Source organism: Sorangium sp. So ce726, from assembly GCF_051521405.1.
GTDB lineage: Bacteria > Myxococcota_A > Polyangia > Polyangiales > Polyangiaceae > Sorangium.
The window spans coordinates 9,423,399-9,446,067 of record NZ_CP150349.1; the positions used below are offsets into that span (position 1 = coordinate 9,423,399).

The window sequence follows — 22,669 nt, forward strand, 5'->3', positions numbered from 1 at the left end:
AAACGACCTTGCGTCGGGAGCTCGTCGAATGCGACACGCGGGCTGTTTCTATCGTCTCGTGGTGTTCTGTGCGGTGGTGCTGCTGCTCGGGCGGGGGCATGAAGGCCTCGCGCTGGCAGGGCCGCCGGAGCCGCGGCTCATGCCGCCGTCGCCGCCGGGTGGCGGGGTAGCGCTGTCCTCGATTCCCTTCCGGCTGCCGAGCGATGGTGTCGGGGGGCTGTCCCTGGGGCCTCGGGTCGATGCGCCGCCGGTCGAGGACGTGGGGGCGCCGTTTGGCGAGATGGTGCTGCCCGACAAGGCGCGGGTGGTGGCGTTCGAGGGGGCCGTGCTGGAGATCCCTCAAGGCGCGGTGGACGAGCCGGTGCGGATCACGATTCGCCCGCTCGACCAGGGCGAGGTACGTCCGATGGGGCGCGCGATGGTCAACGTCACGTCCGGGGGGAGGGCGTACCGCTTCGGGCCGCACGGGCTCAGGTTCAAGAAGCCGGTGCGGCTGACGTTGCCTTATGACGAGCACGCGATTCTCCCGGGGATGACCGCGCAGCACGTGACGGGCTTCTACTTCGACGAGGCGCTGGGCCAGTGGGAGCGCGTCACGCGGGACGGCGAGGCTGCGAAGGGCAAGCTGGCGAGCCTGACCGACCACTTCACCGACTTCGTGAATGCCACGCTCGCGATGCCGGATGCGCCGGGCACGCGCAGCTTCGATCCGAACAGCATCAAGGGGCTCGCGCTGGGGAGCCCGTTCGCCGCGGTGACGGTGGTCGCGCCGCCGGAGGCGAGCTCCAGCGGCGCGGCGCGGCTGAGCCATGCGATCGAGGTTCCGCCGGGGCGCAACGGGATCCAGCCGGCGCTCGCGATCGCGTACGACAGCGAGCACCGCAATGGATGGCTCGGTGTGGGGTGGGATCTGCGGCTGTCGAGCATCGAGATCGACACGCGCTTCGGGGTGCCGACGTACGCGGCGGGGGAGACGCCGCGCTACCTGCTCGACGGGAGCGAGCTCGTGCAGGCCGAAGGCGGCGCCTGCGGCGACCCGTGCCTGTTCCGGCGGCGGGTGGAAGGGCGGTTCGACCGCATCGTGCGGCATGGCACCGGCGCGGCCAGCTACTTCTGGGAGGTGACGGACAAGGACGGGACGACGGTTGTCTACGGCCGCGATGCGAATGCGCGGCTCGACGATCCCGAGCCCGGGCCGGGCCAGCCGCGCAACGTGTTCCGCTGGTACCTCGACGAGGTGCGCGACACGTTCGGCAACCAGATGCGGGTCCGCTATGATCGCGAGGTCGAGGCCGGTCCGCCGCCGCGCATCGAGGTTCACCCCGAGCGCATCGAGTACACGGCGAACGCGTCACGAGGGGTCGAAGCGGTCTATGCTGTGGATTTCGTGTCCGAGAGCGGGCGGCCCGACGTCATGCTCAGCGGCAGGCCCGGCTTTCTCGAGCAGACCGAAAAGCAGCTCTCGCGTGTGGACGTGCGATTCGGCGACGTCGTGGTCCGCAGCTACGCGCTCCATTACATCGACGGCGATTTCGGCAAGCGCCTGCTGCAGGCCATCGCGTTCCATGGGCGAGGCGCGCGGCAGGCGGGCGGGCAGGTGACGCTCGGCGAGGAGCTGTACCGGCATACGTTCGAGTACTTCACGGCGCCGCGCACCGCGTCCGGCGAGGTGGCGGCGTTCGCGCAGGCCGCCGAGGCATGGGGACAGGCCAAGACGAAGGGCGGCCTGTCGCACACGGAGGACTCGACCGCGGGCGGCAGCGCGTCGGTGGGGCTGGGCATCGGCATGTTCTCGATCTCGGTCGGCGGAGGCGGCTTCTTCGGCGACGAGACGGTGCGCAAGAGCGTGTTCGATCTCAACGGCGATGGGATGCCCGACTTCCTGGAGGACAGCGGCGATGTCGGGCTCAACCTTCTTCGCGCTGCGCCCGGAAGCCATTTGACGGGGGCGACCGCGCTCGGCCTGTTCGACAGGGATCTGGGCCTGACGGACCGCTCGGGATGGAGCGTGTATGCGGGCCTGAACGTCGCGGCGCTGAGCGGCTCGGTGGGGTACACGCGGAGCAGCGCGGAGGACGAGCAGATCGTCACGGACATCAACGGCGACGGCTACCCCGATCTGGTGTCGGGCGGCCCGCTCGGGGGCATCTACGCCGCGCTCAACGACCGGCGGGGCCGCTTCGGGAGCAAGCAGCCGTGGGGCGCGCTCGATACGAGCGGCGCGCCGTCCGGCCGTCCCGACCTGGCCCAGGCGGCGCGCAAGGACTTGCATCCGGCCGATCCGCTGCTGCGCTGGGTAGCGCCGTTCGAGGGAGACATCCGCATCGCCGGGGCGCTGCAGAAGCAGGAGGCGGGCGGCGATGGGGTGCGGGTGCAGATCGTGCGGAGCGGCGAGGGGGAGCCGCTCTTCGACGATGTGCTCGACGGGGACGAGCTGACTCCGTGCCTCCTTGGCGCGCATGGGTGCGGCGGCGATGTCCTCACGACGCATGTGGCCGCGGGCGACCGGATCTACTTCCGGGTGAGCGCGGCGCCGACGATCGACCCCGAGCGGCGCGTGGACACGGCGGCAGACCTGGTCTCGTGGAGCCCGTCGATCACCTACGAGGCGAGCGAAGCGCAGCTCGCGCAGGTGGGGCCGGACGGGGCGCCGATCCACCGCTTCGAGTACAGCAACGATCACCGGCTCGCGGGGCGGCCCGACGTGCCGTGGGTGGCGCCGGCCGACGGCAGCGTCCGGATCACGGGCGACCTCACGAAGTGGGCGACGAGCGATGAGCTGTGGGTGGAGATCGTGCGGGAGCGCGGCAGCGCCGCGGTGGAGTCGATCCTGACGCCGCAGCACGTGGGCGCGGGCGCCGGCGGGCTCGGGATGGGCGCGCTGCTGCCCGAGGCGATCCCGGTGCTCGCGGGCGATCGCCTCCGGTTCCGGGTGAAGGCGGAGCTGCCCGATGACCCGGCGCGCATTGCGTGGAGCCCGGTGGTCCGCTACGAGGAGTACACGCGCGTGGACCGGGCGACGGGCGCGCCGCGGCGCGGGCAAGTGCAGTGCGGCGCGCAGCCGAACGGCCGCACCGGCTGCACGCTGCACAACGACGGGCCCGGAGACGCGCCGCTGCCGCTCGCGCTCATCGAGCAGCAGGCGCATGTGTCGATGCCTGTCGCGAGGTGGTCGTATGCGACGCGCCCGCGGCCGTGGATCGCGCCGAGCACGGGGACAGCGCGGCTCGAGGGAATGCTGTTGGTGCCTGGGACCAACACGTTCTCTCAGCCGTTGACCCTGGTCGTTCAGGGCGTACATCGGCTGCTCTTCAAGCAGGCATATTCGGCGCCGAGCGCTGCTGGCACCGCGTTTCCCGTGGACCTCGACCTCGAGGTTCAGGCCGGCGAGCCCATCTTCGTCACGGCCTTCGCGCAGGAGCCACCCACGGGCGCCACCCTGCACGCGACGATCAACGGGGATCCGGTGTCGCTCGGCTTGTTCGCCCCCGAGGCGGCGACGAGCGGCGGGTCAGAGGACCCGATGGCCGGCGGGTTCCATGGCTGGTCGGTCGGCTTCCTCGATGGAGATCGCGCGTTCTCGGAGGCGGACATCGCCTTTCCGACGCTGCGCCCGGAGCGCGGCTTCACGCTCGCGGTGCCGCTGCCGCAGGGGAGCGCGCCGGTGTGGGGCGCGGCCGCGTCGGAGGCGTTCGTCGGCGGCAGCGCGGTCAAGCCGTCGATCGTGGGCAAGGTGAGGCGGGGAGAGGGGCAGCTCGGCCGGCTGCGCAGCACGGCGACGTGGAACGCGGAGATCAGCGCCAACCTCGGGCCGCTGGGGGCGGGCTACAGCTTTGGCAGCACCACGTCGGACCTGGACCTCATCGACATCAACGGCGACCGATTGCCCGACAGCGTGACGCGCGAGGGCGCGGTGCTCAACACCGGGCGAGGGTTCGGGCAGCGGGACAGCTGGTCGCTGCCGGAGGCGCTGCGGCGGATCGAGCACCGCGCGATCCGGCTGGAAGGGGGCGCATCGGTCACTGTCGACAGCGAGATCCAGACGATCTCCAAGACCACGAGCGAGGGGCGCTTCGAGGGATACCTGCACACGCAATTCCGCCTGGGGACGAGCTACGGCCTGTCGGCCACGCACGTGGATCTGGTGGACGTCAACGGCGATGGTCTGGTGGACCAGATGACGCAGGATCCCCAGAGCGGGGTGATGACGGTGGCGTTCAACCTGGGGCACCGGTTCGCTGGGCCGGCGCCGCTGGAGCGGGCGCGCTTCCAGAAGAGCGACTTCGATGCGGGAACGCTGCGCGAGACGCTCGGCGACATCTTGAGCGAGTTCACGGACGCGGCCGGGGTGGACGCGGTGCGGCTGGAGGACACGGGCGCGAACAGCGTCGGCGTCGGCGTGGACGCGACCGTGGCCGCCGCCGGCGCGGGGTATACCTACACGACGGCGCGGACGGTGGTGGACTTCGCGGACGTGAACGGCGACGGGCTGCCGGACAAGGTGATGAAGGCGCCGGAAGAGCCGTGGTTCCGGGTGCAGCTCAACCTCGGGAGCCGGTTCGCGCCGGAGGAGTCCTGGCCCGCGGGGGCGTGGGGCGTGTCGATCGATCCGCCGGAGTACGCGTTCATGGGCGGCGGCGACGCGGTGAGCTTCCGCAGGTCGGAGAGCTACGAGGGCAGCTTCAAGGTCGATGTCTGCTACTTCGTGTGCGTCGGCGGCTCGGTGTTCTACTCGGAAGGGGCCGGCTCATCGCACCTCGCGTTCGAGGACATCGACGGCGACGGGCTTCAGGATCACGTGCTCAAGCGGGACGGCGACGCGATGGTGTACGCGCGGGTCAACGCGCTCGGCAAGACGAACCTCTTGCGGCGGGTGAGCCGGCCGCTCGGCGGGAGCATCGAGCTGGACTACCAGCGCGAGGGCAACCTGGTCGTGCCGAGCGAAGGGGCGCTCGGGGAGATGGATAGGGCGCCTCAGGTCGATATGCCGTCGAGCCAGTGGGTGCTGAGCGAGGTGACGGTGCGCGACGGCGTGGAGGGCGCGCCGGGGGTGTATGGGGTGCATGCGTACCGGACGAGCATCGCGACGCGCGCGGATGGGGTCTACGACCGGGAGGAGCGCGTCGAGCTCGGGTACGGGCTCGTGACGACGACGGCGCTCGGGGAAGATGGCGTCACGGCGATGTCGAGCGAGGACGTCGAGCACCTGAACCACGACGTCTACCGCCGCGGCTTTGTCGCGCGCTCGACGCTGCGCGACGGCGACGGGCTGCTCTACACGGTGAACGAGGTCGATTACGCGCCGCCGCCCGAGGGGCTGGAGCCCAGGGTGGGCTCGTTCTTCCCCAAGGAGACGGAGAGAAGGAGCGCGTTCTACGAGGGGACGACCGACGACCCGAGCGCGCCGCACAAGAGCACGCGCGAGACGCGGGTCTTCGACGAGCTCGGCAACCTGACCGAGCTGCACGCGGGCGGCGAGGCCGACACGCCGGACGACAATGTGCATCAGAGGGTGGACTACACGGAGCCTGGCTCGGCCTACATCGTGAAGCCGGAGCTCGTCGAGACGACGGACGAGCAGGGGCGCGTGCTGCGCCGGCGCACGGCGACGTACTGGCCGGGGACGGGCGCGCTGCGGACGGTCACAAACGTCATCTCCGGCGGCAAGCGGGCGGATGGGACGACCTATGCGGACGCGGAGGCCACGTGGAGCTATGGGTTCGATGACCTCGGCAACCTCGAGACGTCGACCGACCCGAACAGCTACAAGCTGACGTACAGCTACGATGAGGTGACGCACAGCTACCGCACGTGCGCGAGCGACAGCTTCGGGTACCATTCGAACAGCGTGCCGAATCTGCTGTATGGCACGGTGGCGCAGGAGACCGACGTCAACGGGCACACGATGGTGCACCGGGTGGACGAGTTCGGGCGGCTCACCGAGGTCTGGGGACCGAGCGATCTCGCGGAGGACGGCGAGGACGCCGTGCCGGTCGGGTGCACGCCGAGCAAGGTCTGGAGCGCGGAGGAGCCGGCGGGAGAAGGGGAGCCGACGATCGGGTTCGAGTACGCGCTCCAGCCGGGTCAGACGGCGGCGCTGCCGGCGTGGGCGAAGACGAGCCACAAGGATGTGGAGCACCCGGGCGACCCGATCGTGACGGTGGCGTTCGCGGATGGGCTGGGGCGCGTGCTGCAAACCAAGAAGGATCACGAGCGCGACACAGGCACGGGCACCGAGGTCGGGATGACGGTCAGCGGGGCGGTGGCGTTCGACGCGCTCGGCCGCGTGGTGGAGCAGGGGCAGCCGGGCTTCAGCGCGGAGCCGGACACGGCCTTCGTGAGCCTGGAGCTGCTGCGGCCGACGCTCACGCGTTATGACGCGCTCTCGCGTGTGCGGGAGGTCGCCATGCCGGACACGAGCGCGCCGGGCGGCTACGCGCGGACGGCGATCGAGCACGACCTGGTGGCACTGGAAGGACAGTTGCTGTTCCAGGAGATGGTGATCGACGCCAACGCGAAGATGCGGAACACGTACCGGGACGTGGGTGGGCGGATCGCGGCGGTGGAGGAGTTCAACCGGATCAAGGGGGTGGAGACGCGGATCGTGACGCGTTACCAGCATAACCCCCTCGGCGAGCTCGTGCGGGTGACGGATGCGCGGAACAACGCGACGACGGCGACGTACGATTCGGTCGGCCGGATGGTGACGCTGGTGAGCCCCGACGCGGGCCGCACGGAGTGGCGGTACGATCTGACCGGGAACCTGCGAGCGAAGCAGACGGCGGAGCTCGCGGGGCGGGGGCAGCTGATCCGGTACGAGTACAACTTCAACCGGCTGCGGAAGATCGACTATCCGGTGACGCAGGACGTGGTCTACACGTACGGCGAGCCGGACGACGCCGGGGACGAGGAAGGCAACCGAGCGGCGCGGCTGGTCGGAGAGACGAGCGCGGCGGGTAAGCGCAGCTTCCGTTACGATCGCTTCGGCAACACCGCGGAGCTGAACTCGGAGTTCCCGAGGCTGAGGGAGCCGCACCGTGGGCCGTACCAGGCGACGATGAAGTACGTGTTCGACGCGCTGGGGCGGATGCAGGAGCTCCACTTCCCCGGCTCTGGCGAGGAGATCGTGCGCTACGGGTACGACCGAGGCGGCGCGGTGGTGTCGGTGGTCGGGGAGAACCAGCGGGTCAATCCGCAGCACCCGAGCGAGCCGAGGACGACGGAGTACCTGAGGCACATCGGGTACGACGAGTTCGGGCAGCGGGTGCGTGTGGTGGCGGGCAACGGGATCGAGACGAAGTATCGGTACGACGAGTCGACCCGGCGGATGACGGAGGTCAACGCGGACCACCAGAGCGCGCAGATGCGGTCGATGGGGCGGGCGCCGAGGCCGTTCCAGCGGCTGCGCTACCGGTATGACCTCGTCGGCAACATCCGTGAGCTGAACAACGAGGTGCCGTTCGACGAGTCACTGAGCGGGGCAGTCATGGTGGCGCGGACGCAGCAGCGGTTCGCGTACGACGACCTGAACCAGCTGACCGAGGCTTCGGGGATCTACCAGGAGCGGGGGAACGAGCAGCAGCGGTACACGCTGGGCATCGACTACGACGTCCTCGGGAACGCGACGGCGAAGCGGCAGGAGGTCGCTCGGTACGTGCCGAATGGCCCAGGGCAGTGGCGGCTCGACTACCCGATCCGGGAGAGGACGTACCGGAACGAGTACCGGTACACGGGGCTGAGGCCGCACGCGGCGAACCAGGTGGACGAGTACGTGCCGGCGGAGTCGCAGCCGCGGCTGAGGGAGCTGTCGTACGACGCGAACGGCAACCACAAGCAGTGGAAGTACCGGGGCAGCCTGCAGCGCACGCTGAGCTGGGACGAGGACAACCGGCTGGCGTCGGTGAGCCAGAACGGGCAAGAGATGTCGCGTGCGCTGTATGACGGCGCGGGGGAGCGGCGGGTCCACCTGCACCGGGTCGCCGGAGAGGAGGAGACGGCGTACGTCGACCAGCACCTCGTGGTGCGCAACGGTGTGATCGCGACGAAGCACCTGTTCGCGGGGGAGACGCGGATCGCGAGCAAGATCGACGCGGACTACTACCAGAGGCCGCCGGTGCTGTACTACCACCCGGACCACCTCGGGAGCACGCAGTACGTCACCGACCAGGACCAGGCGCTGAGCCAGCACGTGGAATACCTGCCGAGCGGGGAGCTGTGGGCGGACCAGACGGACTCGCGGTTCCAGAACAGGCAGCCGTACCTGTTCAACGGGAAGGAGCTCGACCTATCGACGGGGCTCTACCACTACGGGGCGCGGAGCTATGAGCCGCGGCTGGGGGTGTGGGTGAGCCCGGATCCGGTGCTGGCAGAGTACATGGCCGGCCGGATCAACGGCGGGGCGTACAGGCCGATCAACCTGGGATTGTACACGTATACGTCCAACAACCCTGTGGTCCTCATCGATCCGACCGGGAAGTTCGATGACGCGACGCGGAAGTTCATTGCCACGGTGCTCGCAGCGGCGGCGCTCGAGCCGACGCCTGTCGGAGAGCTGGTCGTTGCTGGTGCGTTCGTGGTAGGGTCGATCGGATACGGGGGCTACCTGATCTATGATGCTGCCGCGAATGGAGACCCTCCCAAGCCACCCGAGTCGTTCCCCATACCCGAGGACACGCCCGAGGACGTCGTGGCGCTGCCGCCGGCGGCGGGAGGCGGCGGGGCGAAGGAGCCTCCCAAGCCGCCTGCCGCAGTTGCGGCGGAGCCGCCGAAGAAGCCGGCCGCTGAGGGTGCAGCGCTGCGACCCTACGGTGGTCCGGGTGGCGGGCATCACGTTCCGGCGAAGGGTGCCTTCACGGGAGCGGCCGGCTACGACGCGAATGCCGCCCTTGCCATTCCCAACGCAGAGTTGGCACGACTGGGTATGTCACACAGCGCGATAACCGGCGCCCAGATGACGGGGTATCGAGCCTTTGCCCAGACAGGTGCACCGCTTACGTGGGAAGCCGTCACGATCATCGAGACGAATGCTCTCGTGCGGGGTGGAATGGCTCCCGGCATGGCAAGCGCCACCGTTACGAGGGCGATCGACGCATTGAGGCAGGCTGGTGTGTCTGGCCCGACTCGCATTCCGTGGGGACGATGAGATGCCTACTCCCGAGATCGAAGAATTTGCTAGGACGCTCGTGCAGCAGGTTAGGGATGCCGCCATTCGCAACTGCGATGCCCTCCTTCAGCCTCAGGCGGGATCTCCGGCGGCCCGCAGATGGAAGGACCTCGACGCGAAGTCGTCCGACCTACACGTCATAATTCCTGACGCGGTGGACGAGGCCGTCTTTGGCGTCCTACAGGCGATTGATCAGGGGCTCTTGCGACTGAAATACGTGAGCACCAGTGGGCGAGAAGTCGATCTGACCGAGGAAGGCCAAGGAGAACTGTCGGGTTGGTACATGGGGAGTGGCGGTTGGCGGGCAATGTTCTCCACCGAGCGGTTCGTCGACGATTTCGCTGATCTCGGCGGCTGACCGTTCGAGCCCCTTCGCCCTCGTGAACGCCGTGCCGGTCGCCGACGTCGCCGTGTGGCTCGGCCTCGACGACGGCAACGGCCACGTGCGATGCCCCGGCTGTGGCGAGGCTGACAAAGGTGTCGCGATCATGGGCAACGGCCTCAAGTGCCAGCACGCGCGCTGCGCCGGCAAGGGCGTGCGCGCGGGGGCTCGCAGCGTGGTCGACCTCGTGATGGAGGTGCGCGTCGTCGATGCGAAGCAGGCCGTCGAGCAACTCGCGGTCCGGTTCGGGTTCGCTGGATTCGGCGAGGGCAGCGAGCGGCGCGGTGAAGGGGCGTCGAGCGCGCTGCCGATGTGCATCGACCCGGCGCTGCCCACGATCGCCGTCAATGACCGGCAGCACCGCGACCTCATCGAGGGCGCTCGGCATGCCGTGGTGTCATCGAACGCCGACCGCATGGTGCGCGCGACCGCCGCGCTGCCGACCAGCGACGAGCCGCCGCCGCTCTTCGTGCGCGCAGGGCGCGTCGTCGGGCTCGGCGCAGACGCAGGTGCCCCGCGCCTCTATGACCTCGGCGACGCTCGGCAACCTGTTCGGCTGCACGCCGCCGGCGAGGCCGATACGCCGGACGACAACGTGCATCAGAGGGTGGACTACACGGAGCCTGGCTCGGCCTACATCGTGAAGCCGGAGTTCGTCGAGACGACGGACGAGCAGGGTCGCGTGCTGCGCCGGCGCACGGCGACGTACTGGCCGGGGACGGGCGCGCTCAAGACCGTCACGAACGTCATCTCCGGCGGCAAGCGGGCGGATGGGACGACCTACGCGAACGCGGAGGCCACGTGGAGCTATGTATTCGATGAGGAAGAAATGATCATTGACGAATTGAGAGTGCTATTTGATGAGAGTCCGAGTCGATTGGTTGGTCGCGGAGCAACAGATTCGGAAATTGTGGCAGCGGAGCGGCAGCTGGGGATAAAGCTGAGCGGAGAATTTCGTGAATTTTTGAAGATTTACGGATGGGGCGGCATTCTGTCTGTTGAGCTGCATGGATTAGGTAGTGATGTGCCTTCACATCTTGATCTTGTGCGCATCGCGGAGAGCGAGCGAGGGGAGATGAGCCCGCGTCTTCCAGAGCATTTGGTTCCGATCATGAATGATGGCGGAGGTAATATTTACTGTTTGGATGCTCGATTTGACGAGCCTTCGGTGGTTCTGTGGGACCATGAGGCTGGAGAAGACCAGGAGCCCTCCGTCGAGGGAGCCAGATTCGGCGAATGGCTGTTGGCGTTCCTGAAGTCTATTCAATGAAGCGGGCGCTTCGCGGGTCGTGATGCGTTACGAGGGAAACCCGCTCAGCAAGCTCGTCCGAGTGACCGAGGCGCGCAACGACGAAGGCGGAAACGAAGACGTGGGCAGCGAATCGTCCGCGTTAATGGCAGGCTGCACGCCAGTTCACGAATATACCGAGATGTACGAAAAGTGTAGGGACATGGGGCGGCCGTGCACGCGTCCGATCGGCCATCGGAGCCTTTGTGATTACTGTCGCGAGGATTGTCAGGATAAGCGCCCGTACAAGTACAGTGAATGCTACAGCTGTGGATTCGAATGAACACGACGGACCTGCCTGCCCTTCTCGATGCGACGCATGTTGCCTTTGACCCGCCAACAGCAGACCGCCTGGTGCAACTCGGCGCGGCCAACGTCGTGCGTTCGTCAGATTGCCTTGTTGTCGGGCCGAGCCGCCTCGATGCCCTGGAACATGTCCGGACGCGTGAGGCCTGGTGCTCTTTGTCTGAGATGCGCTCGGGTGCAGACGAATCGGGCCAAAAGTGGGATCGGCTCTATTCGCAGGATGTTCGCTGGGAGCTGCCCGTCGTCTTGTGGGCATCAGTGAGCCTCCATGAACGAGTGAACCTATGGAGGGTCTGTAGCTGGCTGCGGCACATCGGGATCGCTTACAGTGACATCCTCATCGTCGAGCTCGAGCGTGTCTACGGCACAATGAATAGGTTCCGTGAGCCACCGAGCGTGCCGCGGTTCAGCTGCTCCGCGTCGGTCGCCGACCATCTCGACAACGTTCTTCTGGATCGTCTCGCCACGTCGTGCCCTTGGCCAGTGGAACGCTACGATCGTGCCGTTCGCCTCTGGGAAAGCTACGCCGATGAGGATCCTTTGCCCTTCGTCGAAAGCTGCATGGCTGGTGTCGAAGGGTTTCCGGAACTTGCCCCCTTGTGGGGACTTCTGTCATCTTTCTTTCCTAGGAAGACTACGGAAGGCATCCTGCGCCTCAGCCAACTCGATGAACTCATCCTGACCATCCTCTCGGTAGGTGAGTACCGAACTGACGTATCCGTGTTCTGCCACAAGTCGCAGTCTGGATTGGAACTGCGGGAGCTCCTCGCCTGTACAGGCGACCTGTTCCTGGAAGATCGTCTGGCCCAATGGGCGAGGCACGCTTCGAACGAGTTCGTAGAGCGCGCACCCGACGTGAGGCCTGACGTTGCGATGAAGTCGTGGGTGTACCGCCTCACCGAACGTGGTACGCGACTCCGAGACAAGGGGCTCGATCAGCTCGCGGACGCGCCCCGCCTTCCCGTAGCGGGGACCGAGGCGTACTCACCTGTGGCCCCCTGGGTGCTGCTCGAAGACGGACGGCTCGCTCGCCTGTGAGGGCTAGCCTAAAACCCGCGATCGGAAGCCAGCTGGCCCACTGGATTCAGCTCTGTAGACCGAAGTGATAGAGGGACTCGCCATGGCCCCTGAGCCAGAAGACCAGGATCCGCGCCCGCCGCCCACCGAGGCGGAGCTGGCAGCGATCCCGGATACGGCCACGTTCGCCGCAGCCCTCGTGTGGTGCGGCTATCTCGCGTCGCCCAGGATGGTTGCGAAGATCCTCCCCGCGGATCTGCGCCGCCCAGCGCTCGGCCACATCGACAGCCTGCTCGCCACCTTCCGGCCAGTCCGCCGGAATCAGCCGGAGACGCGGGCATGGTGGCTAGCGCTGCTCGAGCGCCTCGAGAGCTTCCGGGCGCTCTGCGAAGCATGGGACGGCACCAGAGCGCCGCCCATGCCGTTGCAGGAGGCCGCGCGGGCGGTCCTCATGTACCTGAATCACAAGTCGAGTTCGGAGGAGTACGAGGCGCTCGATGAGGAGGTAAGCCCGTTCTACCTCCAGCCTCCCAGCCCGCGGGGCGCGTAGGCTCGGCGGTCCGCCAAGTATCGGAACTTACAGACGGTCACGCAGCGTCTGCGAGCGTGGGGAGCTCGTTCGCCGAAGCGGTTGCCCTCGGTGCGGGTGAGCGGCACGGCGCGGCGCCTCGGAGCGGGGTGGCCGCGCCTAGAACGAGAGCGAGGTGTTGCCCTGGCTCCCGTGGGGGAGCCATCGTTGTTTCTCCTCGAGTGCCCGGCCTGCAAGGGCAGGATGAAGCCGTCCCCATGATCACCGCGCCGAGCAACATCGCCCGCTTCCTCACCGCGCTCGGTGAGCCGACCGACGTTCCAGGCCGCTCACCCAGCGCCGACGCGGCGGCCGCCGTACTGGGGGTTCGGGGCGCAGGGCGCCGCAGGCGACCCGGAGCCCCGAGCGTTGAAGAGCACCGTCCTGCGCCGCAAGGCGCTCGGGGACGCCGCGTAGCCGCAAGAACATCCCGGGCCAGACCAACTCCCGGAGGGCGATGTGTGCCCGCGGCACGCCGATGCGCGCCTTTGCCGCCCCTTTGCACGCTCTGCGCCGCGCGGGGCCCGCTCTTTCGACCCATGAACGACGCGTCGCAACGCGCGCGGCCCCGCCACTTCGGTTCGCCGCGCCACACTTCTTCACGCAGCGATCCGGCTTCTCTTACCTACGCGCCACGAACGCCACGCCGGCAGCGGTTGCCTGGACTTTCCCACGGATACGGCCGGCGGCGTAGACCCCATACGGCGTGCTCGACGGTACGCGCCAGGTCGCCGTTAAGTGCGCCGCCGCGCGAGCTTCGCCAGCGCTTGCGCGTACGCCTCGTAGCCGACCGCTGTTGGGAGAGCGAACAAGACCAGATGAATGCCGCGCCCGGCGATGGCCAGGTAATCAACCGTTGCAGTAAGCAGGATCGACGCGGCCCTTTCGAGAGCGTAACCGTTAACTCCGGTGCCGAGCGCCGGGAAGGCGATGCTTCGCACGCTGCTCATCTCTGCGAGCTGCAAGCTCATTTCGCAGGCGCGGCGCAGCAATTGGTCGCATTCTGGCTCGCGATCTGCCCAGTATGCGGGCGCCACCGCATGAACGACCCACCGAATCGGAGGGGAGAGTCGGCCAGCGGCGGTGATGACGGCGCCGCCGACCTTGCACCCACCTCGACGGCTGGTCTCCTGAACCAATAGTGGTCCCGCCGCACGGTGAATGATTGTGGATATGCCATCGAAGTCGGGCCGGAGCTGCGGGTCAGCAGGACACACGATCGCCTCGACGTCGGCGCTCAAGATAGAGCCCCTTAGGAGCCGAATCGTACCGCTCGCCAGACTGAGCTCCTTCAGCGCCGCCGGGGCTGCGGAGACATCTTGTTCCTGCGCCGTTGCGCCTTCGTGCTCCTCCTCGCGCCCCGGCACGCGTGCTGTCGTCATGAAGACGTCAACGGGTGTCGCAACGACCGCCGCGCGGCCAGCCACGGCCCCGCCGACAGCGACCTCAAGGGTCGCTGCGAGATCCAGCACCGACCCAAACCGCAACTCAAGGTCGGGCTGCAGGGCGCGCGCCATCCACGCGTCAACCGTCGCGGGCAGGTCGGGGAGTATCGAGCCTGGCCGAAGGAAGTTGCCGTTACGTACCGCGTTCGCCAGGTCACCGAGGGACTTGCATGCAAAGGGAAGCCGCCCCGTGAGCGCGTGGTAAGCGACGACCGCGAGGGACCAAATGTCGGTGCGATGATCGATGTATTTGGAGCCGACGAACTGCTCCGGGCTCATGTAGAGCGGCGTCCCGAGTGTCCTGCCGGTGGCTGTTATGGCACCCATATCCCCCTGGAGCTGTTTCGCGATTCCGAAGTCAAGCACCTTGACGAACATCTCCCCCTCCACATCGACGAGGAAGATGTTGTCTGGCTTTATGTCGCGGTGCACGATTCCAAGGCGATGCGCCCGGCTGAGGGCCTTGGCTGCCTGCGTGACCAGCTGTAGAAGGTCGCGGAGAGGTAGACGTCGCACACGACGAAGCCGCTGCCCTAGCGTCTCGCCCTCGAGTAGCTCCATGACGATGTATGGCTCACCTTCAGGGGTGACGCCGAAATCGAGGATCTGCGCAACATGCGGGCTCTTGATGTTCGCTGCTGCCTGGGCTTCCTGCCGAAATCGGGCAGCGAGCTCCGGATCACTCACGGAGGCAGGTGCCATGAATTTGACAGCGACATCTGTGTTCAGCGCGAGGTGCCTTGCTACCCAGACACGGCCCATTGCGCCTTCGGCGAGAGGTCGGACCAGTCTGATTGTGGGGGTTATCTGCTGGCTAGGTCGCATCGCTCACACCTCAGTCGCGTGACTCCGTTGCGGGCGAACAGCGTGGCGGCGGGCTCCTGTCGCCGGCGCCCGCAATAGGTTTCGGCACGATCCTCCGGCACGACCTCGAACCCGGCTCCTGCGCCATGGGAGCGAACAGCTCCGGCGAGTCAAGCCGTACCGACGAGCTCGTCGTCGGATTCGCCGCGGTCGACGTTCCATTGAAGCTGACCGAGCTCGCCGACAGCACCTTGGCCCATATGCAAGAGGTCGCGTCGGCGACCGCGCGCGGAACCCGCACCGGGCGGGAGCTCTCATCGGAGACGCGTCGGGGGCGGACGTGAAGCGGGCTCGATGCCATCGCGGCGCGCTGAGCTTATCATAGAGCTGCGTGGCCCGGCGCCCTGCTTGCGCCGTCGGGTCGCTCGACCGGGAGCACGGCTTTCGGATCGAGTGGCGCATCAGTTGGGGCGGCACGGGCCTGCAGGTGCTCAGGCAGAACGGGCGCGAGCTCTACCTGCTCGGCACCGGCTTCATGCTGTCGCCCAAGCTGGTGGTCTCCCCAGCGCCCTGAGCGGCGGGGGACTTCCGGGACGAGCCGGACTGAGGCAGCGCGCACGTTGGCGCGCGCCGCCGGGCGCGTTGGCGGGTGGCGCGTGCTGATCGGCTCTCGCGGCGAGGGGGCCGCGATGGCTCCGTCTGTCTCTGCGTGGAGCGGCTCCTTCACCTCCGGATCATGGGTTCAGGCGAGGACGTCGCTCGGGTCGAGCCCCGCGGACCGGGCCGCCTCGGCGGCGAATGAGGCGGAGAGCGAGCCTGCGGCGGCGCTTGCCGGCAAGCTGGATGCGCCGAGCAGGGCCGCGGCGGCGGGGCGCACGACCTCATCGAGCGCGCGACGGAGGACGGCGGCGACCTCCGTCGCGCCTGGCCGCCCGTGGGCAGCGAGCTCGGAGCTCGCTGCGGCGCCGCTCGCGAAGCTGGTCAGCACCTCCTCGCTCGCCGCGAAGGCGTCGATGACGGCGGCGCGCACCTCGGCGCCGCCCCTGGCGACGGCCCACGCGACCGCGCGCCACGCGAGCTCGGTGAGTCGACCGACGTTCCAGGCCGCTTGGCGCCGCAGGCGACGCGGCGGCCGCCGTACTGGGGGTTCGGGGCGCAGGGCGCCGCAGGCGACCCGGAGCCCCGGACGTTGAAGAGCACCGTCCTGCGCCGCAAGGCGCTCGGGGACGCCGCGTAGCCGCAAGAACATCCCGGGCCAGACCAACTCCCGGAGGGCGACGTGTGCCTGCGGCACCCCGATGCGCTCCTTGGCGCGCTCTGCGCCGCGCGGGGCCCGCTCTTTCGACCCATGAACGAGGCGTCGCGACGCGCGCGGTCCCGCCACTTCGGTTCGCCGCGCCACACTTCTTCACGCAGCGAGCCGGCTTCTTTTACCTACGCGCTTGCGACAAGCACTCTCGTAGGATGCAAAACCGCATGGCTCACGTCGCGCCATCGAGGGGGAGTTGCCGCCGTGCTGGCCTCCGGCGCGGCGTCATTTCATGTGCTGCCCATTTCATCCTCTCGTGGCACGGCCGTCAAGCGTGGTCGCAGCCATGGTTTCTTTTCCAGGTTCGCATTCCGAGAGAGCACCCGAAATTCTCAGCTCAATTGGCAAAATCGACCGCAGCGAGCTCGTCTCCGCGGTCCACCGCCGGTCGTCACCTCCGCACGCGGTGTGCTCGTCGGTACGCCGCCGGGCCTGTGCCGACCCAGCTCCGGAACGCGCGATGGAACTCGCTGAGCGAGCCGTAGCCTAGCCGCGTTGCGATCTCGCCGATCGGCAGGTCCGAGTGCACGAGCGCGTGCATTGCGTGATCGCGGCGCACCGTGGCGAGCAGGCCACGAAACGTCGCGCCGCTGGCGATCAGCCGGCGCTGCAGCGTGCGCGCGCCGAGCCCGAGCGTGCGCGCCACTCGGGGCAGCTGCACGTCCCCGGTCGGCAGCAGCTTCACGATCGCCGCGACGATGTCGTCGAGGATCGACGGCTGCACGGCGCGGCCAGCGAGCCGTCGCTCGGCCAGATCCCGCAGCAGCTCGTGGAGCACCGGATCCGCGCTGGCGATCGGCGTCGCGCCCGACGCCGCATCGCACACGATCAGGTTGCGCGGCATGCCGAACCGCACCGGCGCGCGCAGCAGGCGCGCATGCTCGGACGTGTCGGCCGGCGGCCCATGGCGGAAGTGCACCTCGCGGGGACGCCAGCGCTCCGCGTGGAGCTGTCCACCGACGCTCACGGCGGCCATCATCGACATTTCGCAGTCGTGGCGCCGCAGCGGGGCGGTGGGATCGGCGTAGGCCCAGGCGACCTCGATCGTCGTGTGCGAGCGCTCCATCTGAAAGCCCGCGCTGGTCGTCCACAGCGGCAGGTAGCGCGCCAGGACCTCGAACGCCTGCTCCAGCGTCGCCGTCGTGAGCGCGAGATACCCGAGGAGATCGAAGCGGCGCGCGTCCACGTTCGCTCCGACGTGCAAGCCGAACCATGGATCGCCGGTCCAGCGCGCCGCCGCTTCATACAGGTCGGCGAGCTGGTGGTACGGCACCCGCGCGTCTGGCTCCGTGGGCCGCGTGACGTCGAGGCCGACGTCGCTGCACACCGCCCGCACCGGGACGCACCCCTCGACCGCGCGCAGCACGTTCGCGAGCGCGGCGGCCGGCACCGTCGACCAGTCGGTGTCGCGGATCGTCATGTCTTTGACGTGATTCGCCATGAACGTCTTCTAACATCTCGGGCACCACTGTCGAGCGCACATGCATGCACGACGGTGCGCCTGCTCGTGCGCCAGAAGGAGCCCTTATGTTTGTGTTGCACGTTATGCCCCGCCTCGGTCCCGCAGAGAGAGCAACGCGTTCACCGCGGCCATCCATGGCGATCGCCGCGGCCGTGCTCCGCGCGGTGATGGTGGCGATCCCACTGTGGGCGGCGGGGTGCGACGACGAAGACGATGCGTCGCACCGGTCGGACGACGCCGGCGAGCAAGCCGACGCCGTGGCAGCGGTGTTCCTCAGCCAGGACGAGGGGCGCATCGAGATCAGCCGCCGAGACGAGTACGTCGCCGAGATGAACCGGTTCGATCTGCAGCTCAGGACCGGCTCGCTGGAGCCCGTCACCGTCGACGACTACCTGCGCGCGATGCCGTCCCACGTGCTCGAGTTCTCCGAGGGCGAGCGCCAGCGCGTGACCGCGGCGCTGAGCACCGTCCTCGACCGGATGGCCGCCACGGGCCTGAAGCCGCCGGAGGATCCAGCAGAGGTCCAACTTGTCCGGACAGATGGCAAGGAAGAGGCCGACGCGTTGGCCTATACCCGGAGCGCGTCGATCTTCCTTTGTGACGGCCTGTTCACCATGGACGACGCCTTGTTCACCCACGTCATCGCGCACGAGTTGTTTCATGTGTGGAGCCGCGCCAACCCCGACGTGGTCCGCTGGCCGACCCACGAAGCGCTCGGCTTCGTCCGCGCGGAGGACATCAGCTTCCCGGCAAGCCTCGCCGAACGCCGGATCACCAACCCCGACGATCCGAAGGTGCACGAGACCATCAATGTGCAGCTCGACGGCAAACCCGTGGAGGTGTTTCTCGCCATCATGGCGAGCAAGGACTATGAGGGAGGTTCGCTGTTGGATTACATACAGCTCGAGCTGATCGAGCCCGCGAGCGCCGCGTCGCACCCGCTCGACTCGGCGCAGGGCCTGTTCGAGCAGATCGGCACCACGACCCCGGAGATCCTGTCGGCCGAGGAGATCTCGGCGGAGCACTTCGCGATCGGCCTGTTGCAGGATAGACCGATAAACGATCCCGAGCTCATCGAGGCGGTGCTGAGACCATTCGCCCAATAACCCGACCCGCCGCGCCCGGGGTTACGACCCGACCTCTATCGCCGTATCGCCGGCGCGCCGGAGACCCCTCGCGCGATGGCTCCGTCTATCTCTGCGTGGAGCGGCTCCTTCACCTCCGGATCATGGGTTCAGGCGAGGACGTCGCTCGGGTCGAGCCCCGCGGACCGGGCCGCCTCGGCGGCGAATGAGGCAGAGAGCGAGCCTGCGGCGGCGCTTGCCGGCAAGCTGGATGCGCCGAGCAGGGCCGCGGCGGCGGGGCGCACGACCTCATCGAGCGCGCGACGGAGGACGGCGGCGACCTCCGTCGCGCCTAGCCGCCCGTGGGCAGCGAGCTCGGAGCTCGCTGCGGCGCCGCTCGCGAAGCTGGCCAGCACCTCCTCGCTCGCCGCGAAGGCGTCGATGACGGCGGCGCGCACCTCGGCGCCGCCCGTGGCGACGGCCCACGCGACCGCGCGCCACGTGAGCTCGGCGTGGCGCGCCTCGTCCGCGGCGATTGCGGTGAGCGCGGCGCGGACCGCGGGATCCCGGGCCTGACCGAGCACGCGGCGACACGCGCCGGCGCGCACCATGCCGCGTCGAGGGAGGCGCTCTTGCGCTACGTCCTGAGACCCCCGATCGCGCAGGAGCGCGTCGAGCTCAGTAGGGGCGCTCGCCGACGAAGTTGCCGGGAGGATCGTACGTGCACACCCAGAACTGCCAGGCGCTGACCCCTTCGAACGGTGAGCCGTCCGCACAGCTGGCGACCCCGCAGCCGAGCCGCAGGGAGTCGGCCCAGACCACCTGGGTGTAATGGCCGCACGTGGTGCCGCTGCAGGCGTTGCTCGCGAGGTCGTAGCTGCCCGCCTCGCTGATCCACGAGCCGACGACATCCTCGGGGGCGGGTGAGGCGCCGCTCGACGTCGCGAAGAGGTTCTCTCCGTAGCCGTTCGCGCTGTGGCGGAACACACACTTAGCGGCATGGGCCTGAGCCACCGCGGCGAGCTCGGACGACCACGAGAGCGCGGGCAGCGGCTGATCGGCGGGCGGGTCGACCGCGGCGCGCGCCGCGTTGTGGGCCGCCGTCATCCCGACCATCCGGGGCGGCTCGTCGTCGCCCTGGCCGCTCGCCGGGGCGTCGGCGTCGTCGGACGAGCTGCCGCACCCGGCAGCGAGGGCGAGCATCAGGGAGAACAGCGCGAACCCGTGGAGACGTGAGCCGAGCGTATTCACGGAACAATTGTCCTACAGCTCGGCCGCGCGCCGCAACAATTAATTCGATGATGGGCTATGTCAACTCACGACAGACCTTGTACCGATAAGCCCTACAGCCGTGTGGCCGGCGGCGTCCGGGCATGGCGCCGGACGTCGGGATAGCCGTTATCCAGCCGGATGGAAATCCGGCCATCCAGCCCCTGAGACCCCCGATCGCGCAGGAGCGCGTCGAGCTGCAACAGGACGGCCTGGTGCGGCTGTCGCTCAAGCGCCCGACCCGGCCTGCGTGACCCCGCGCCTCGCGGAGCCGGCGCGGCTTCAGCGCTCGTCGGCGCCGATGTCGATGCGCGTGCCGCTCGTCCGCGCGCCGCCGTCGATGTCGGTGGCGCCGCTCCGGCTGCCCAGATCGATGCCAGCGTCGACGGCAGGCGAGCCGCTGGTCAGGTGGAGGTCCGACGGGGGCCCGACGAGGAGCGGGTCGACGAACCTCGCGTGCGGGTCGGAGAAGGCGCCGGCCGAGCTGCGGCTCGCGCCGAAGAAGATGTTGTTGTCGACGGTCACGTTCCTGTTGTTGCTGCCGCTGCTCACGTAGTCGTTGCCCGACGTGGCGCGGAGGATGTTGTTCTGGATGAGCACGCCGTTCGAGTTGTTCTGGAGGATGATCTCGCCGCCGGCGCCCTGGTAGAGCGTGTTGTTGAGCACCGCGATGTCCGCCGCGTTGCCCCTGCTCGTGTCGTAGCCGCCGATCATGATGTTGCCCTGGTAGCTCCGCGACACGAAGTTGTTCCGCACGGTGATGTTGCTGGTGGTCTTGCCCGCGTGCTCGCTGGCGATCTCGATGCCGATGTCGCTCGAGTCCACCTTGTTTCGCTCGATGACGATGTCCTTGCCGCCGTCGACGTAGATGCCGTCAGCCGACCGCTCGCCGTCGTACGCGGGGTTTCCGGCCGAGGAGATGTTGTAGACGATGTTGTCCACGCACACGCCGTCTCTCGCCTGGTCCGAGCCCGAGGGGCCGGTGCCCTCGAAGCCGATGAAGTCGATGCCGATGTTGTCGTTGTCGTGGACCGTGTTGCGCGAGACGACGAACTTGGTGACGTTGCCGTTGAGGACCATCGCCTCGCTCGAGCCGAGCTTGCAGTTCCGGATCTCGTTCCCGTCGATGAGGAGGTCGGTCATCGGCGTCGCGGACGTCCCGTAGAAGGCGATGCCGTGGGCGTCCTGGGAGCTCTCGATGTGGTGCACGAGGTTGTTGCGGATCTCGAGGAAGCTCGAGCTGCCGCTCACGCTGATGCCCATCGGCGTGTCGCCGCTGCCCTTGAAGTTCTGCACCGTCATGCCGGTGACCTTGATGTAGTTCTTGCTGGAGATGTCGATGCCGACGCCGCTCTTGCCGGTCCCGTCGAGGATCGCGCCGGCCTCGCCCTTGAGGGTGATGCAGCCGGCTGCAGCGGTGCCGCTCCTCGTGAAGGAGACCTTCTCGTTGTAGGTGCCCGCCTTGACGACAACGGTGTCGCCTGCGGCCGCCGCGTTGAGGCCGGCCTGGATCGTCCTGTGGTCGCCGCCCGATGGCGCGACGGTGATGGTCCTGCCGCTCGAGCGATCGCCGCACGCCCCGGCCACCGGGCTGGGGGTGGGGTTGGGGTCAGGGTCGGAGGTGGAGCCGGCGTCGCCGCACACGCCAGGCGACCCGCCACCGCCGCACGTCTGGGTGCCAGAGCACGTTCCACAGCTCGCCACGGTGCGGGGGTTGCCACAGCTGTCATTGGCGGAGAGCGGGCCGCAGCTCCTGGCGAGCCGCGAGCAGAGCTGCGCGTCGGTCTCGGGGACGCACTCGGGCGGCGGCCCGCTGGTGAGGGTGGCGTTGAGGACCAGCAGGTCGACGTCGGACGCGTCGGCGGTGCTCGTGGTTCCATAGCGGATCTTGAGCTTGCCGCCCGACACGAACCGAGCGTGCGGGGACGGGAGCGCGATGGTGGCGGCGCTCCAGGCCCAGGACGAAGCGAACGCGTTGTCGCCGATCTTGACCCAGGTGCTGGTGCTGTAGTCCCAGGCGTCGAAGGTCCAGAGCATCTCGGCCTTCGCGGGTCCTCGGTAGTTCACCGACAGGCTGAGCGCCGAGACGTCGGCGTCCGAGGCGCCGGCCGGCAATGCGTACTCGCATTGAGCCTGGCTGCCGGGGTTGAACTCGACATACTTGCTCCACGTATCGGCCGTGCCGCTCAGATCTTTCGTCGCCAGGGCCTGAGCGCCCTGGCCTCCGGTGGACCCCTTGAGGACGGTCAGCTTCGAGCAGGTCATCGTCGCGCTCGAGGCGAGCCCGGCGCCGAGCGTGTCGGAGTCGGAATCATCGGGTCCGCCTTGCGTCGCGCATGCGGGGAAGAGCCCGACGGCGAGCAGCAGGGCGCCGGGCGGAGCGTACCGGTGCATCGTAGGAGTCATCCGGTTCTTGCGCGATCGGTTCATGGGTCGTGGTCCTCGTTGTTTGGCTCATGACGCTGGAGTCGCGTACACGACGCGTGCACCAGGTGCTTCGACGCGAGGACATTGCAAGCAGGCGGCCATGACGCTCATCGTGGGGGAACGACGAGGCGATCACCTTGATGGCGCGATTCGATGGCTGGAGCG

The 22,669-nt window shown here is 68.3% G+C and carries 14 protein-coding genes; 8 read left to right on the forward strand and 6 right to left on the reverse strand.

All coding sequences use genetic code 11. The features are described from left to right. Nucleotides 1-28 precede the first annotated feature (28 nt). The 6 genes from WME79_RS35010 to WME79_RS35035 all read left to right on the forward strand — a co-directional run bounded on the left by WME79_RS35010 (nt 29) and on the right by WME79_RS35035 (nt 13,141). Nucleotides 29-9,142, forward strand: a complete 9,114-nt coding sequence (locus WME79_RS35010; RefSeq protein WP_437523831.1) for a SpvB/TcaC N-terminal domain-containing protein — start codon at nt 29-31, stop codon at nt 9,140-9,142. Between the two features lies 1 nt (nt 9,143). Continuing rightward, nucleotides 9,144-9,521, forward strand: a complete 378-nt coding sequence (locus WME79_RS35015) for a hypothetical protein (RefSeq protein ID WP_437523833.1) — start codon at nt 9,144-9,146, stop codon at nt 9,519-9,521. Between the two features lie 22 nt (nt 9,522-9,543). Further along, nucleotides 9,544-10,815, forward strand: coding sequence for an SMI1/KNR4 family protein (locus WME79_RS35020; RefSeq protein ID WP_437523836.1), 1,272 nt, complete (start codon nt 9,544-9,546; stop codon nt 10,813-10,815). A 297-nt stretch (nt 10,816-11,112) separates the two neighbouring features. Continuing rightward, nucleotides 11,113-12,177, forward strand: coding sequence for a DUF1835 domain-containing protein (locus WME79_RS35025; protein ID WP_437523839.1), 1,065 nt, complete (start codon nt 11,113-11,115; stop codon nt 12,175-12,177). An 82-nt stretch (nt 12,178-12,259) separates the two neighbouring features. Then, nucleotides 12,260-12,706: a hypothetical protein gene (locus WME79_RS35030; protein ID WP_437523841.1), complete on the forward strand. Its 447-nt coding sequence runs from the start codon at nt 12,260-12,262 to the stop codon at nt 12,704-12,706. Between the two features lie 282 nt (nt 12,707-12,988). Next, nucleotides 12,989-13,141 carry a hypothetical protein gene (locus WME79_RS35035; protein ID WP_437523843.1) on the forward strand — a complete coding sequence of 51 codons (153 nt, stop codon included), beginning with the start codon at nt 12,989-12,991 and terminating at the stop codon, nt 13,139-13,141. A 317-nt stretch (nt 13,142-13,458) separates the two neighbouring features. Here the strand turns inward: WME79_RS35035 and WME79_RS35040 are convergent, their stop codons facing one another. Then, a complete protein-coding gene (locus WME79_RS35040) occupies nt 13,459-14,994 on the reverse strand; it encodes a serine/threonine-protein kinase (RefSeq protein WP_437523846.1) in 1,536 nt (511 codons plus the stop codon). Nucleotides 14,995-15,364: 370 nt separating this feature from the next. Here WME79_RS35040 and WME79_RS35045 point away from each other — a divergent pair, with 370 nt between their 5' ends. Continuing rightward, entirely contained in the window at nt 15,365-15,547 is a 183-nt protein-coding gene (locus tag WME79_RS35045) for a hypothetical protein (RefSeq protein ID WP_437523849.1), read from the forward strand. Nucleotides 15,548-15,715: 168 nt separating this feature from the next. Here WME79_RS35045 and WME79_RS35050 read toward each other — a convergent pair whose 3' ends face one another. Both WME79_RS35050 and WME79_RS35055 read right to left on the reverse strand, forming a co-directional pair. Further along, the gene (locus tag WME79_RS35050; RefSeq protein ID WP_437523850.1) at nt 15,716-16,267 is read right to left on the reverse strand and encodes a hypothetical protein; all 552 of its coding nucleotides are present in this window, start codon (nt 16,265-16,267) and stop codon (nt 15,716-15,718) included. 406 nt (nt 16,268-16,673) lie between these two features. Beyond that, nucleotides 16,674-17,723, reverse strand: a complete 1,050-nt coding sequence (locus tag WME79_RS35055) for an AraC family transcriptional regulator (RefSeq protein ID WP_437523854.1) — start codon at nt 17,721-17,723, stop codon at nt 16,674-16,676. Nucleotides 17,724-17,878: 155 nt separating this feature from the next. Here WME79_RS35055 and WME79_RS35060 point away from each other — a divergent pair, with 155 nt between their 5' ends. Then, nucleotides 17,879-18,850, forward strand: coding sequence for an eCIS core domain-containing protein (locus WME79_RS35060; protein WP_437523857.1), 972 nt, complete (start codon nt 17,879-17,881; stop codon nt 18,848-18,850). Between the two features lie 128 nt (nt 18,851-18,978). Here WME79_RS35060 and WME79_RS35065 read toward each other — a convergent pair whose 3' ends face one another. The 3 genes from WME79_RS35065 to WME79_RS35075 form a co-directional block, all read right to left on the reverse strand. Further along, nucleotides 18,979-19,419: a hypothetical protein gene (locus tag WME79_RS35065; RefSeq protein ID WP_437523860.1), complete on the reverse strand. Its 441-nt coding sequence runs from the start codon at nt 19,417-19,419 to the stop codon at nt 18,979-18,981. Between the two features lie 67 nt (nt 19,420-19,486). After that, nucleotides 19,487-20,059 (reverse strand): CAP domain-containing protein, encoded by a 573-nt coding sequence (locus WME79_RS35070; protein WP_437523863.1) that lies wholly within the window; start codon nt 20,057-20,059, stop codon nt 19,487-19,489. Between the two features lie 300 nt (nt 20,060-20,359). Next, a complete protein-coding gene (locus tag WME79_RS35075) occupies nt 20,360-22,507 on the reverse strand; it encodes a right-handed parallel beta-helix repeat-containing protein (protein ID WP_437523866.1) in 2,148 nt (715 codons plus the stop codon). Between the last annotated feature and the right edge of the window lie 162 nt (nt 22,508-22,669).

Excerpts from the sequence above, each read along its gene's own strand:
- WME79_RS35075 (WP_437523866.1), bottom strand. The coding sequence starts at position 22,507 with ATGAACCGATCGCGCAAGAACCGGATGACTCCTACGATGCACCGGTAC.
- WME79_RS35025 (WP_437523839.1), top strand. The coding sequence starts at position 11,113 with ATGAACACGACGGACCTGCCTGCCCTTCTCGATGCGACGCATGTTGCC.
- WME79_RS35030 (WP_437523841.1), top strand. The coding sequence starts at position 12,260 with ATGGCCCCTGAGCCAGAAGACCAGGATCCGCGCCCGCCGCCCACCGAG.
- WME79_RS35055 (WP_437523854.1), bottom strand. The coding sequence starts at position 17,723 with ATGGCGAATCACGTCAAAGACATGACGATCCGCGACACCGACTGGTCG.
- WME79_RS35010 (WP_437523831.1), top strand. The coding sequence starts at position 29 with ATGCGACACGCGGGCTGTTTCTATCGTCTCGTGGTGTTCTGTGCGGTG.
- WME79_RS35060 (WP_437523857.1), top strand. The coding sequence starts at position 17,879 with ATGGCGATCGCCGCGGCCGTGCTCCGCGCGGTGATGGTGGCGATCCCA.
- WME79_RS35065 (WP_437523860.1), bottom strand. The coding sequence starts at position 19,419 with ATGGTGCGCGCCGGCGCGTGTCGCCGCGTGCTCGGTCAGGCCCGGGAT.
- WME79_RS35040 (WP_437523846.1), bottom strand. The coding sequence starts at position 14,994 with ATGCGACCTAGCCAGCAGATAACCCCCACAATCAGACTGGTCCGACCT.
- WME79_RS35015 (WP_437523833.1), top strand. The coding sequence starts at position 9,144 with ATGCCTACTCCCGAGATCGAAGAATTTGCTAGGACGCTCGTGCAGCAG.